Source organism: Flavobacterium sp. WC2430, from assembly GCF_040822075.1.
Lineage (GTDB): Bacteria > Bacteroidota > Bacteroidia > Flavobacteriales > Flavobacteriaceae > Flavobacterium.
In genome coordinates, this window is the sequence record NZ_CP162007.1 from 660,769 (window position 1) to 674,673 (window position 13,905).

10 protein-coding genes are annotated in these 13,905 nt (G+C 32.7%); 8 read left to right on the forward strand and 2 right to left on the reverse strand.

What is annotated here, in order from left to right; translation table 11 throughout:
• The first annotated feature begins 72 nt into the window (after positions 1 to 72).
• From AB3G36_RS02845 to AB3G36_RS02860, 4 genes are all read left to right on the forward strand, one after another.
• Entirely contained in the window at positions 73 to 1,764 is a 1,692-nt protein-coding gene (locus AB3G36_RS02845) for a ribulokinase (RefSeq protein ID WP_367755802.1), read from the forward strand.
• Positions 1,748 to 2,449: an L-ribulose-5-phosphate 4-epimerase gene (locus tag AB3G36_RS02850; RefSeq protein WP_367755804.1), complete on the forward strand. Its 702-nt coding sequence runs from the start codon at positions 1,748 to 1,750 to the stop codon at positions 2,447 to 2,449. The genes AB3G36_RS02845 and AB3G36_RS02850 overlap by 17 nt, the downstream gene beginning before the upstream one ends.
• Before the next feature lie 87 nt (positions 2,450 to 2,536).
• Positions 2,537 to 4,045 carry an L-arabinose isomerase gene (gene araA, locus AB3G36_RS02855; RefSeq protein ID WP_367755806.1) on the forward strand — a complete coding sequence of 503 codons (1,509 nt, stop codon included), beginning with the start codon at positions 2,537 to 2,539 and terminating at the stop codon, positions 4,043 to 4,045.
• A gap of 21 nt (positions 4,046 to 4,066) precedes the next feature.
• Positions 4,067 to 5,248 (forward strand): aldose epimerase family protein, encoded by a 1,182-nt coding sequence (locus AB3G36_RS02860; protein WP_367755808.1) that lies wholly within the window; start codon positions 4,067 to 4,069, stop codon positions 5,246 to 5,248.
• A gap of 384 nt (positions 5,249 to 5,632) precedes the next feature.
• On the opposite strand, the gene AB3G36_RS02865 is transcribed toward AB3G36_RS02860, so the two are convergent.
• On the reverse strand, positions 5,633 to 7,552 hold the full coding sequence (locus AB3G36_RS02865) for a glycoside hydrolase family 97 catalytic domain-containing protein (protein ID WP_367755810.1): 1,920 nt from the start codon (positions 7,550 to 7,552) through the stop codon (positions 5,633 to 5,635).
• A gap of 481 nt (positions 7,553 to 8,033) precedes the next feature.
• Between AB3G36_RS02865 and AB3G36_RS02870 the strand changes: the two genes are divergently transcribed.
• The 4 genes from AB3G36_RS02870 to AB3G36_RS02885 all read left to right on the forward strand — a co-directional run bounded on the left by AB3G36_RS02870 (position 8,034) and on the right by AB3G36_RS02885 (position 12,806).
• A complete protein-coding gene (locus AB3G36_RS02870; protein ID WP_367755812.1) occupies positions 8,034 to 9,353 on the forward strand; it encodes a phage integrase SAM-like domain-containing protein in 1,320 nt (439 codons plus the stop codon).
• 256 nt (positions 9,354 to 9,609) lie between these two features.
• Complete coding sequence (locus AB3G36_RS02875) at positions 9,610 to 10,848, forward strand: hypothetical protein (RefSeq protein WP_367755814.1); 1,239 nt, start codon at positions 9,610 to 9,612, stop codon at positions 10,846 to 10,848.
• A 135-nt stretch (positions 10,849 to 10,983) separates the two neighbouring features.
• Complete coding sequence (locus AB3G36_RS02880; protein WP_367755816.1) at positions 10,984 to 11,259, forward strand: helix-turn-helix domain-containing protein; 276 nt, start codon at positions 10,984 to 10,986, stop codon at positions 11,257 to 11,259.
• Between the two features lie 8 nt (positions 11,260 to 11,267).
• Positions 11,268 to 12,806 carry a hypothetical protein gene (locus tag AB3G36_RS02885; protein ID WP_367755817.1) on the forward strand — a complete coding sequence of 513 codons (1,539 nt, stop codon included), beginning with the start codon at positions 11,268 to 11,270 and terminating at the stop codon, positions 12,804 to 12,806.
• A gap of 179 nt (positions 12,807 to 12,985) precedes the next feature.
• Here AB3G36_RS02885 and AB3G36_RS02890 read toward each other — a convergent pair whose 3' ends face one another.
• Entirely contained in the window at positions 12,986 to 13,804 is an 819-nt protein-coding gene (locus AB3G36_RS02890; protein WP_367755819.1) for a hypothetical protein, read from the reverse strand.
• Positions 13,805 to 13,905: the final 101 nt, after the last annotated feature.

The following is a 13,905-nucleotide window of genomic DNA, read 5'->3' on the forward strand; positions in this document are numbered from 1 at the left end:
TAAATTAAGTGTTTTTTATACACTTATAATTTATTTATACTATATTTGTCATTACAATTTAAAGAATCTAGAATGAAAAATTATGTTATTGGATTAGATTACGGAACAGACTCTGTTCGAGCAGTCTTAATAGATACAGAAAACGGACAAGAAATAGCATCTAATGTTTGTCATTATTCCCGTTGGAAAAACAAAGAATATTGCAATGCATCTATCAATCAATTTCGCCAACATCCACTAGATCATATCGAAGGTCTAGAGGCTACAATAAAATATGTTGTTCAAACTAGTAATGTAGATCCTTCATTAATACGAAGCATTTGTATTGATACTACAGGATCATCTCCAGTACCCGTTACCGAAGATGGAACACCACTAGCTTTGACCAAAGGATTTGAACACAATCCGAATGCCATGATGGTATTATGGAAAGATCATACTTCAATAAACGAAGCCAATGAAATCAACGAATTATCAGCTAGCTGGGGTGGAGAAAACGTTACCAAATATGTTGGAGGAATCTATTCATCAGAATGGTTTTGGGCAAAAATTCTACACATTGCACGACAAGATGAAGCCGTAAAAAATGCCACTTACACTTGGATGGAACATTGTGATTTAATGACCTATTTATTGATTGATAATAAAGACTTAAAATCATTTAAAAGAAGTCGTTGTGCTGCAGGACATAAAGCAATGTGGCATGAAGACTGGAATGGATTGCCACCTGAGGAATTCTTAGGGCAATTGCATCCTTACCTAGCCGCTCTTCGTGGAAGATTATATGATGAAACGTATACATCAGATATTGTAGCTGGAAAATTAAGCCAAGACTGGGCCACTAAACTTGGACTTACAACGGATACAGTAATTGCGGTTGGAACATTTGATGCACACTCTGGGGCGGTAGGAGCAAAAATTGAAGAAAACACTTTGGTTCGCGTAATGGGAACCTCAACTTGTGATATTTTAGTAGCTTCAGAAGAAGCAGTTGGAACTAAAACTGTACGTGGAATTTGTGGTCAAGTACATGGTTCAGTAATTCCAGGTTATGTAGGTCTTGAGGCAGGTCAATCTGCATTTGGAGATTTATTAGCTTGGTACAAAGAACTATTACTATGGCCTACCGATAATTTAATTGCTACTTCTACCCTTTTGACTGCGGAACAAAAAGAAAAACTACAAGAAGAAATTAGCGATAATCTAATTATAAAATTAACAGAAGAAGCAGAGAAAATTCCTGTTTCCGAAAGTATTCCAATAGCATTAGACTGGATCAACGGAAGAAGAACTCCAGATGCCAATCAAGAAATCAAAAGCGCCATTTCTAATTTATCATTAGGGACTAAAGCACCTCATTTATTTAAGTCATTAGTAAATGCAATTTGTTTTGGATCAAAGAAGATTGTAGATCGTTTTGAAGAAGAAGGGGTTAAAATCGACACTGTTATCGGAATTGGTGGTGTTGCTAGAAAATCGCCTTTTATCATGCAAACTTTGGCCAATGTATTGAACAAACCAATAAAAGTAGCTGCATCAGATCAAGCACCAGCACTTGGAGCGGCTGTATATGCAGCCGTTGCAGCAGGAATTTACGATAACGTAATTGAAGCCAGCAAAAAAATGGGAAGTGATTTTGAAAGCGAATATTTTCCTCAATTAGATAAAGTTGCTGCCTATAATAAATTGCTTTTGGGTTACGAACAACTGAGCTTTTTTGCAGATCCATCACTTAAAAAATTACAAGATGAGCTCTATGTATAACGATTTAAAACAAGAATGCTACGAAGCAAACATGCAACTAAATGCGTTGAATTTAGTAGTATATACTTTTGGAAATGTTAGTGCTGTAGATAGAAAAAATGGTGTTTTTGCCATAAAACCTAGTGGCGTTCCTTATGAAGATTTGAAACCTGAGGATATTGTTATCGTTGATTTTGACAATAATATCATTGAAGGAAACATGCGTCCGTCATCGGATACTAAAACACATGCCTGTTTATATAAAAATTGGCCTAACATAGGTGGTGTAGCACACACTCATGCTACTTATTCTGTGGCTTGGGCGCAAGCGCAAAGAGACATTCCGATTTTTGGAACTACACATGCAGATCACTTAACTTCTGATATTCCTTGTGCGGCTCCTATGGCTGACTCCCTTATCGAAGGAAATTATGAGCACAATACTGGAATTCAGATTTTGGATTGTTTCAAAGAAAAAAATCTTTCTTATGAGGAAGTAGAAATGATTTTAATAGGAAATCATGGCCCATTTGCCTGGGGCAAGAACGCAGCAAAAGCAGTATATAATAGTAAAGTATTGGAAGTGGTTGCCGAAATGGCCCATCTTACATTACTAATAAATCCTAATGCTCCAAGATTGAAAGATTCGTTAATAAAGAAACATTACGAACGCAAACACGGAAAAGATTCGTATTACGGACAATAGTCAAATCGTTTATTTGTTGAATCGTTTAATCCATTCAACAAATAAACAGTTAAAAAAACAAACAGTTAAACGATTAAACAAAAAGAAATGATAGATATATCTCAGAAAGAAATTTGGTTTGTAGTAGGAAGCCAAGAATTATACGGTGAAGAAACACTACGAAAAGTAGCAGAACATTCACAACACATTGCAAAAGGTTTAGATGCTTCATCACTTGTTCCTTTGAAAATTGTTTACAAAGATGTGGTAAAATCCCCTTCTCAAATTACAAATGTGTGTTTAGAAGCCAATTCAAATAAAAACTGTATTGGTATCGTGGCTTGGATGCATACTTTTTCTCCTGCTAAAATGTGGATTGGTGGTTTAAGTATTCTTAAAAAACCTATCTGCCATTTACACACACAATACAACGCCGAAATTCCTTGGGGTTCAATAGACATGGACTTTATGAACTTAAATCAATCAGCTCATGGAGACAGAGAGTTTGGTTTTATCATGTCTAGAATGCGCAAAAAACGTAAGGTAATTGTAGGACACTGGGAAGACGAACGTGTTCAGAAAAAAATAGGGAACTGGACAAGAGTAGCTTTGGGTTGGGATGAATTACAAAATTTAAAAGTAGCTCGTATTGGTGACAATATGCGTGAAGTTGCCGTTACCGAAGGAGACAAAGTAGAAGCTCAAATTCGTTTTGGCGTTTCAGTAAATGGTTATGATTCATCTGATGTGACTAAACATATCGAAAAAATTACAGGCCAACAATTAAACGATTTATTAGCTGTTTACGAAGCTTCTTATAATCTAACTCCATCATTAAAAGAAGGTGGCGCACAAAGACAATCACTTGTTGATGCGGCAAAAATCGAATTGGGATTAAGAGCATTCTTAGAAGAAGGTGGGTTTGGAGCATTCACAGATACCTTTGAAAATCTAGGTGCATGGAAACAACTTCCAGGAATCGCAACCCAACGTTTAATGGCGGATGGATATGGATTTGGTGGGGAAGGAGACTGGAAAACAGCAGCAATGGTTAGAGTTTTAAAAGTAATGAATGTAGGTTTAGAAGGCGGTACATCATTCATGGAAGATTACACCTACCATTTTACTCCTCAAAAATCGTATGTATTAGGATCACATATGCTTGAAATTTGCCCTTCAATTGCTGATGGAAAACCTTCATGTGAAGTACACCCATTAGGAATAGGTGGAAAAGAAGATCCAGCACGTTTGGTATTTAATTCTCCAGCTGGTGAAGCAATCAACGTATCTTTAGTAGATATGGGAACTCGTTTTAGATTAATTGTAAACGAAGTTGTTGCGGTTAAACCAATGGCTGATTTACCTAAACTTCCTGTGGCGCGTGTGTTATGGGATTGCAAACCCAACTTAGATATAGCGGCTACAGCATGGATTCTTGCAGGTGGAGCACACCATACTGTATATAGCCAAGCAGTAACTACGGAATTTATGGAAGATTTTGCCGATATTGCAGGCATCGAATTGCTTGTTATCGATGATAAAACAACAATCCGTGAGTTTAAAGACACAATAAATGCCAATGAAGCATATTATCATTTGTTCCAACATGGAATGTAATTTCAAAAAAAAACTAAAGTTATGAATATAGTAAAACGTTGTATTTATGGATTTTCCATAGTAAGTTTGGCCTGTATGAATGTTCAATGTAAAGGCGATAAAAAAATGGAAGAAACTACCGTTGACACAAAAGCTAAAGACTCCGTATCTATAGTAAAATCAGAATATGGAACTACACCAAAAGGGGAAAAAGTAGATCAATATACGCTTACTAATCAAAAAGGGATGGAAGTAAAAATCATCACTTTTGGAGGTATTATCTCTTCTATGAAAGTACCTAACAAAGAAGGAAAATCAGAAGAAGTGGTAATTGGTTTCAATTCATTGGACCAATACATGAAAGACAATCCTTATTTTGGAGCACTTATTGGACGATATGGAAACCGAATTGCGAAAGGTAAATTTACCCTAGACGGAAAAGAATATTCGTTGGCTATTAACAATGCACCAAATGCATTACATGGTGGACCAGAAGGTTTTCATAGAGTGATTTGGACTGCCGAAGAAGCAAAATCAGGCGATAGCGCTGCTTTAAAATTGAAGTATGTAAGTAAAGATATGGAAGAAGGTTATCCAGGAAACCTGACTGTTTTTGTAACCTACACCTTAAATAATGACAATTCATTAGACATTCTTTATGAGGCAACAACCGATAAGAAAACCGTGGTAAACTTAACAAACCATTCTTATTTTAATTTATCATCTGATTTTTCTAAACCTATTTTAGATCATGAAATTACGATTGATGCAGATAAATTAGTTCCTGTTGCAGCAACACTTATTCCTACTGGTCAATTGACAGATGTGACTAATACCTCATTCGATTTTAGAAAACCTAAAAAGATTGGAGCTGAAATTGAAGCCAAAAACGAACAATTGAAAAACGGATTGGGTTACGACCATTGCTGGGTACTTAATAATCAAGACAAAGGAGAGCGTTTTGCAGCTTCGGCATATGATGCAGGAAGCGGAAGATTGCTTGAAGTATTCACAGATCAACCTGGTATTCAATTTTATTCAGGTAACTTCCTAGACGGGACTTTGCCAATGAGAAATGGAGGAACTTATGCACGTAGAACTGGTTTTTGTTTAGAAACACAACATTATCCAGATTCTCCAAATCAAAAAGATTTTCCTACTACAGTATTAAATCCTGGAGAAAATTACAAAACAACAACAACGTTTAAGTTTTCAGTAAAATAATTGAAATAGAAATACTAACTATTATAGATTAATTTTCTATACCTATAAATAAGTTAAGTGGTTTTGGTTTAAATATGGAACTAGTTAGTAACCCCAGAAGTGATACTTCTGGGGTTTTTTATGTAATTTAATTTGGTTAACAAAACTAAATTATGATAGTTATCAATATAAGATAAAAAACCTGTAACTAAGTTCTATTCTACCTAGTTAATCTAAAATTTCAAATGACGCACCCTTTTCTAGCCCTGATCGAAGCGGCATCCTTTCCTGCCATTTTTTGGCAGGAAAGATATAGTGTAGAGCAGGAAATAGCTCCTAAAAACAGAAAACCTCGAAAGCACAAACTCTCGAGGTTTTTCACAAATTAAAACTAATTAAAAGAACCTAAATCTTGACTACAAATCCTCCATTTGGTTTCATGGTTATTTTGAGTTTAGTCTTTTTGGATACTGGATTTTGTTGAAATCCTTTTTCGTTTTCGCTAATAATAAAACCATTCACATTGGTCACAAAAGACAAATCAATTTCAATTTCCTTGGCTGTATTCTCCCCGTTAATCCCCACAATATGCCAAACGTTATCTTTTTTTCGAGCCATTATAACATACTTCCCTGGGTATCCATCAATGAATTTAGAGTCGTCCCAATTCGTTGGGATATCTTTTAAATAATCGACTACATATTTTGGCATTTTGGCCATTCCTTCCGGAATTTCGGCAATATGTTGCACTCCTGATAAAAATAAAACGGGCAATGCTAGTTCGAATGCTGGAGTTGTTTTTCTAGTTATATTAGGAATGGAATCCAAAACCATCGGCGTGAAATCCATGGGGTCAAAAACATTACGAGCAAAAGGAAGCATGCTACAATGGGAAGGTGCTAAGTCTGCAATATCTTGAAAGAAAGTAATGTATTCGTATCCTTTAACGGCCTCCGTAGAAACTAAATTGGGATACGTACGTTGCCATCCTCTAGGCAACGTAGCGCCATGAAAATTAACCATCAGATGATGAGTGGCAGCATCCGTAAGCATATCGTGATAATAATTAATCATAGATTGACCATCACCTCCAAAAAAATCAACCTTGATACCGGCAATTCCCATATCGGCCAGTTTCGTGAATTCACTTTCCCTGTCCCGATGCGTCAACAACAAACTTTTAGGATGATAATCGGTACTGTTCCAAGAACCAGATGAGTTGTACCAAACCATTAGTTTTACGTTCTTCCCTTTGGCGTAAGCCACTAATTCTTTCATTTTAACAAATCCAATTCTGGTATCCCAGTCGGCATCAATTAAACAATACGGCCAATGCATTTGCGAAGCGTAATCTATAAATTGTAAAGTAGTATCAAAGTTCACCGAATCATCTTTTAGCAAAACCCAACTCCAAGAAGACAATCCACTTTTTATAAAAGAAGTATCCATGGGTATAGACGGCTCAGCAAGATCCGTCCCCATCGTACTTTCGGTAATTGTTTTTAAGGAGCCAATTGTTAGTGTTCTCCAAGGAGTGAACCATGGCAAGGTAGATTGTGGATTTAGAGCACCGTCAGGAAAAACTTCTTCTTTTTGAGGAAAAGTTACCTGCATTGCTTTTGAGGTATCATTATAAACCAATCGGCTACCACAATAATTTCTTGGCAAACCAACTTCGGAAACTAAAACCCATGTAGCATTAGATTGAAATAAAGCGGGGTACACCCAGCCTTCGCCAATTTCAGGTTTTGTATTTACAGGAACACCCATTGCATAATGCTCTTCATAGGAAGGATTGGTTTCTTTCCAACCCGTCTTGGCTTTAGACATGGGTTGCAACCAGGCTTTAGTAGTGGCATCAAAATTATAGCTGGTTTTTTCCTCTACAATTTTTTTAATCTCATTTGACGTTTCTGGAAAATGGTAACGAAAAGCAATTCCATCGCTTGATAGCTGGAAAATGATATCCATCGCTTCTCCTTTATTATTTTGCAAACTCACCGTATATTGATTTGCGGTGTATGAGATTTGTTTTCGTTTCCCTTGCAACATAGTATAACTAGATTGAATAGGTGTGGGCTTAGAAACAGACACTATTTCTAAACCCGTATAAAAATTAGCATCTTCTCTAATAATGCCAAGTTCCGATGTATTGATAACCACCTTATCTTTAAAGAAGACCTTATAAGAAGGCGTATTTTCTGAATTTAGATTAAATTCGATTTTTACTGTTTTATCTGAATTGACAAAATAATAAGCAGTTGGTTTCAGTACGAAAGAGGTCAATGAAACGAACAACAAAGACAAGAAAATTATATTTTTCATTTTTAAGTGTTTTATTTACACTTACAAGAATACGAAAATAAATTTATATATAAAACGATGTAATAAAAATAGTATGGTAGTGGGAATTAAATATATAAAGGTGACTTAACCTGAATTTTGACTGTGTTCCATAGAAAATTGGAATTAGAAAATTATTGAGAAAAATTTAAATTTAGCCTAAAATTTAGAAAAGTATAAAACCAAAAAAACCGCTTCTTTCGAAGCGGTTTTTGTACCCGGAGCCGGAGTCACACCCTATCATTTCAGCAAAATCACAAAACCTTATAAACATTGACAAAAATTAATTAAAATCTTTGTTTTCAGTACTTAACGCACACATTAAAACTCAAAAACTATCTAATAAAGACTAACGAAGTTGAAGCATTATCAATAATTGTCGGGCAATAATCGGGCAAATTTGTAAATTGAATATTTAAATTTATTATCTTTGTTTTGTTCAAACAATTAAATGTTTAAGAAAATGGCAACAGTACAATTTAGAATAAGAAGCAAGGCAAACAAAAACGTACCAGTAAAAGTGCGTCTTTTAAATGGTAAAAATACCGACTTAGAGCTAAATACAGGGTTTACTATTAACCCAACAGACTGGAGCGAAACAACAAATCGTCCAAAACAAAACAATGCTGGAAACAAGCAAATTTTTAGCGACCTAAAAAAACTAGAATCATTCATTTTTGAACAACTCAACAAAGATCTAGGAAACGGAATATTAATAGATTCCTACTGGCTAGAAAATACGATTAAAGAATGTTTTAAACGTGTTGAGAAAACAGATGCAGGATTAATGATCAATCACATTCAGCATATAATAGACAGTGCCTCCACACGTAAAGTAAAAGGCCGAAAGAATCTGGGTTTATCAAAAAGCAGAATCAATAGTTATATTAATTCTAAAAATATTTTGACTGAATATCAAAAACACATAAAAAAACAAATACACTTTCTAGACATTAATAAATCATTTATAGACAAATTCTCTAACTGGTTAATAAATGACAAAAAGTACTCTATAAATCATTCGGGCGATCAGATTAAGAACCTAAAAGCAGTATGTTCAGACGCCGAAAAAGACAACATCACAGTAAACCACTACGTCAAAAATATTGAGGTTTTTTCTGAAAGCAATGAAGATAGATTTATAGTAACACTATCCTTTGCAGAGTTAGAGCAAATAAGAACATGCGAAGAGATTAAGACAGCTGCATTAATAAACGCCCGTAACTGGATGTTGCTAGGATGTGAAATTGGACAAAGAGGCGGAGATTTACTCAATATTACAAAAGATAATATTCGTTATAATAAGGGAAATATGTATTTGGACTTAATACAGCAAAAAACAAATAAAAAAGTAACCATTGGAATAGTAAACCCTCACATTATCGATATTATAGAAAATCATTTCCCTTATCCAATAAGCACACAAAAACTAAATGTACATATTAAAAAAGTTTGTGAACTTGCCAAAATAGATGAGAGGGTTGAAGGAAAAAAATGGGACGAAGAGACTAAACGAAAAAAATTAGATTTTTACCCTAAATACGAACTGGTTACAAACCATAGTTTCAGAAGATCTTTTGCAACTAATTACTATAAAAAGATGCAGACTTCCATACTAATAGGCATAACAGGACATTCGAAGGAGAGTTTATTTTTGCAATACATAAATGAACGTGAAGACAAAGATGCAAATGCAGATTTATTTATAAAAATGTGGGAAATAATGAATAAGGAAGCAGAGGAAAAAGACGAAGACAAACCATCACAACTGAATGTAGTATGAACAAAATCCAATCAGTTTTTAAAATAGTAGAAAAGAAAATTAATTCTCGATAAATTGATATATCAAGTAGTAAATACCTTTCTTGACATATGTAAATGGCAATACCAATGAAGGAATGTTTTTAGAATATATAGGCAAGAAACATAATTAATTATGCTTTGCGACCAGTAGAAATTTGGACTTAGAAATCAAAAAAAGTTAAAGAAGTTAAATTAACTTTGCTCAAATCGGATACTGTATCTTAATAAATAAACTTGTGAAAACAGAAATAAACAAAGTAAAAGAGGTATTACAGGAGATTCTAAATTCTTTTGATGATGAAGGCTTAGATAATAAAATAAGCTTACTTGAAGAAGGTGTAGCCGAATTTTTTGTTGCAAATAGAGAAAATACGAACTTTTTTGCGACCTTTCTAAATAACTTTATACTTAAACCTATTGCAAAACAAATAGAAATTCTGGAGGCGCAACTTCCATCGTCAAGTAGAACACAAAAGGCCAGAAGAGAGATTCAACTCAAAATTATAGATAGATTTAAAAGTCTGCTTATAATTTTTTTTAATGACTATCATAAGTATTTACAAGGGTTTAGTGAATACGATAAATTTATTAAGCAAAATACTAAAAAAAAGGCTTATAAAAGAGATAGTTTATTATCAACTAGCTTTGGTGAATTATTAGAATTTTACTCAGTTCAATATTTTAAGAAAGTTGTAGATACAGTTTTTGATAATACCTTTATTTATTTTAAAGAAATTTTTGAGGATTCTAAACAAATTGAAAATTCAAAGCAAGAAATTCTATTGTTTGTCAAGCAATTGGAAGAAACTATTGATTCCTTAAGAGTAATAATAGCAAATAAAGAAAGTAAGCTTGACGAAGTTTTAAAAGAGGAAACTCCATATGGGACGAAAGAATATGAAATGGAAAACGGAGAACTAATTACTGTTGAATTATTAGACGGATATGTTTCTGATATAATAGAAAGGAGTGATATTATTATGAAAAATAAATATCAACAAACTATATTAAAGAAGCTTTCTGATAAGTTGTATAGTTCTTTTCTTTTTTTACAAGAATTTAAGCCATCTAAAGAAAGCCCTACAACAGTTTTTCATAGCCTAAAATTTGAAGAATTGAACTCCTTTTGTGAAGAGTTAAGGGATTTTATCGGTATGCAAGTAAAACTGGAAACAATAAAAGAGGTTTTTACAGTTGGATATCCGATAGATAATCCTAAAATAAACTTAATTAATGGGACACTAAACGATTTTGGTTTTCTAATTTCAAAAATGAGACCCTACTTTATAGACTCGATTAAAACCAAATCAAATTATGCTCAATGGTGGTCAGAACGTTTTACTTTTAATCTTATAGAAAAAGATAAAAAAAATGTTTCAAATATGATTTCAAATATGGAAAAAGGGACTCGATTTCCTTCAAAAAAACAATCAATATTTAAAATCATCGAAAGTTTAAACCCTATCCCACAATAATCCCACATTAATTTTAAGAAAACCTTCTTAAGCCTTGTATTTACTCAATAATCAACTGAGTAATACAGGGCTTTGTTTTTTCTATCCCACAATGCCCACACTTGATTTGTCTTATAAAATTTAAAACAAATTAATATGAGAGAATCAAGTTTAAATCAGTTTAATACTGACCAGTTACAACCAGAAGCCATTCAAGCATTGGTAGCTCAAGTACACGAGCTTTCTGCAAACCTTCAACCAAAACAACCCGAAGAGTATTTAACCCGACAAGATGTTGCAAAACTTCTTAAGGTTAACATCTCAACCGTGAGTAATTGGAAAAATGATGGTGTGATTAATGCCTATGGCATTGGAGGAAGAGTCTACTATAAGAGAAGCGAGATTGACAAAGCAATGATTAAAATTAATTAGTCATTGCTATGGAAATTAACACAATAAAAGGTAGTTACTATGTGTACCTACCAACAAAGCTGTACAGTAAAATTGTGGAGCTATCGGAAGAAAACGAACATATTGATTTAGGACTTTCAGCATTCTTATTACATCTAATAATTAAAGGAAAATTTAAAGACAAAGAGTTAGAAAATGGCAGTGAATGGGTGAATTTATGTTCAGGAATCTTAAGAAAATATGACTGTGAAACCTACAAAACTTCATGTCATTTAAAATTTTTAAAAGAAAAGGGGATCATCGATTCATTGCCATATATTAAAAATATAAAAGGCAAAAAAGATGAATGTGCTAAACATAAAATTACAGAACAATATTTGACGTCAAAGAACGAAACAGTCTCAGCAAATGACTCCAAAATATTCATGCAAGAATATGAAGTAAAGAATAAACAAGTTGTAAAGCAGAATCAAAAGCGAATTAATCAAAGAAAAGGAGTTGCTCAATACAAGACAGAGCATTTAACAAAATGGCTAAATAGTTCTGGCTTTTCATTGGATATTGTTTCAGCATCAAAATATGTAGATAAAAAATATAGCACAACAAATGATTTAGCAAAGAAAAAGAAACGACGAATAACAAAAAAAATTAAACGTTTAATAGCAATAAATGAATTTAAGAGCTTAAACAGTAAATATTTTAGAGATGGTAAGGATGATCGTTTACATAGCTATTTTACATCATTACCGTCCGATTTAAAGCGATTTGTTACCTATGAAGGGCAAAGATTAAAAGAGGCTGATATTAAAAGTTCTCAACCATTTATTTTAACAATAATTCTTGGTATAATCAAGGATGAATATTATTATGAGATAACAAAGTTCAAGCAAATATCAGAAAAAAGATTTAGCAATAGGTTGATTAAGAGAATTAGTAGTTTAATTAATACATATGAAGATGGTGAATATATATTAGATATAAGAGGTATATGTTATAATATTACTATAATGCTGCAAGAAACGTTGAAACCCTTTGATTTTACTGAAATCGACAGCTTCATTTCTTTAATTCATTCAAAAGACATTTACACTTATGTAGGTGAACACCTTTTAGAATCTGGTGCGATTTGGTTTAAAAGTAACAAGTTTTTCACGATACTTTTTGATAAAGAAAAGAAAGCTCATCGAATTTATGATTTTGATGATTTAAGAAAATGTGCAAAAAAGATAACTATAAACGCTCTATATGCTTCACCAAAAAATTCAGGAGTTAAAGCATTGCAAGATTTTAAGATGTTATTTCCAGAGGTCACAAAACTATTAGATGTTATGAAGAAGAATAACAAAGCTGAATTACCCATTTTAATGCAACGAATAGAGGCTAAATGTATTCTGGACTACTGTTCTAAGAAAATATCTAAAAAGCACCCAGAAACGCTTCTAATATCAAGGCATGATAGCCTTGTGACTACAGAGGATAAATTTGAAGTTATGAGGAACGCCTTAAATGCATTATTAAATAATTATTTTGGTATCGACGTTGAATTGGGGGAAGAATTATGGGAGTAAAAAATGATATTGAGGAAATTGATAATTCTATTAAAACAAATATCATAGTTACAGATAGGTTTACGGCACTTTGCATTGACAAATAAAATTAATTCATTGAATGCAAAGGACCAAATCAAGAATTAGGTAATACTTACGTTTTTTAAGTAAAGTTGATTTAAGACAAAATGTAGTTTATTTTAAATTTCATTAATATTTTTACTCCTAATATCATCAATACGATTTTTTTCCTTTTGCAAATCAAGATTGTATTTTTCTAATTCTTTATTTTTTATTTTCATGTCAACTATTAAAGAATCGATATACTTTTTATAGAAATAATTTATATTGAATTCAAAGCCAAAATCAGCTGATGATGGACTTGGATAAGCTGCTTTAAGATACTTTTTCATCTGTTTTTCTTCTAAATCATCTCTATTTACGCGTTTGCCAGTTGTTTTATATAGGAAATCGTCCATTTTCTGGTCATTTTCTACCTCACTCCCAACTCGACTGCCATGTACTCTATAGCGTAATAAAATGTACTTATCTTCCTCCTCATATAAAGTGTATTTCATATTGTATAAACCAAAGTTTTCGATCTCAATGTTGGGAATTTGTTTAATGGTTTTAGGGTATTTTTTATCAAATAAATTTTTAAGTTCGAATGTTTGCTTTTTATAAGCGGCTAATATTTCGTCTGAAATCTTATAGTTTAGATTCTTTTTGCTATATCCTTTTTTTACTGTATAGGAAAGGTATATTGAATGTTTATCTTTACTCACATCAAAATAATAGTACCTGCTATCAATAGGTAATGCAAATTGATTGTTTTCTAATTTATGATCTTTATTTAATTTTTGAACTTCACTTAAAAATATAGCATCTGACATATAAGGTGAAAGCGTCAGAAAAAGTGGCTGATGTTTAATATTTAGTGGAATTGATTTTTTTTTGTCTTCTTTATTATTGCAACTAATTAAAAGTAAAACAAGAGCTATTGTGTATATAATTTTCATACTTATTTGATTTGATTTTTTTTACAGGAATGATGATTTTAATTTTTGGTTTTAATAATTTCCAAATAAACATAGCAGACCACATTTTCATCTATCTTAAC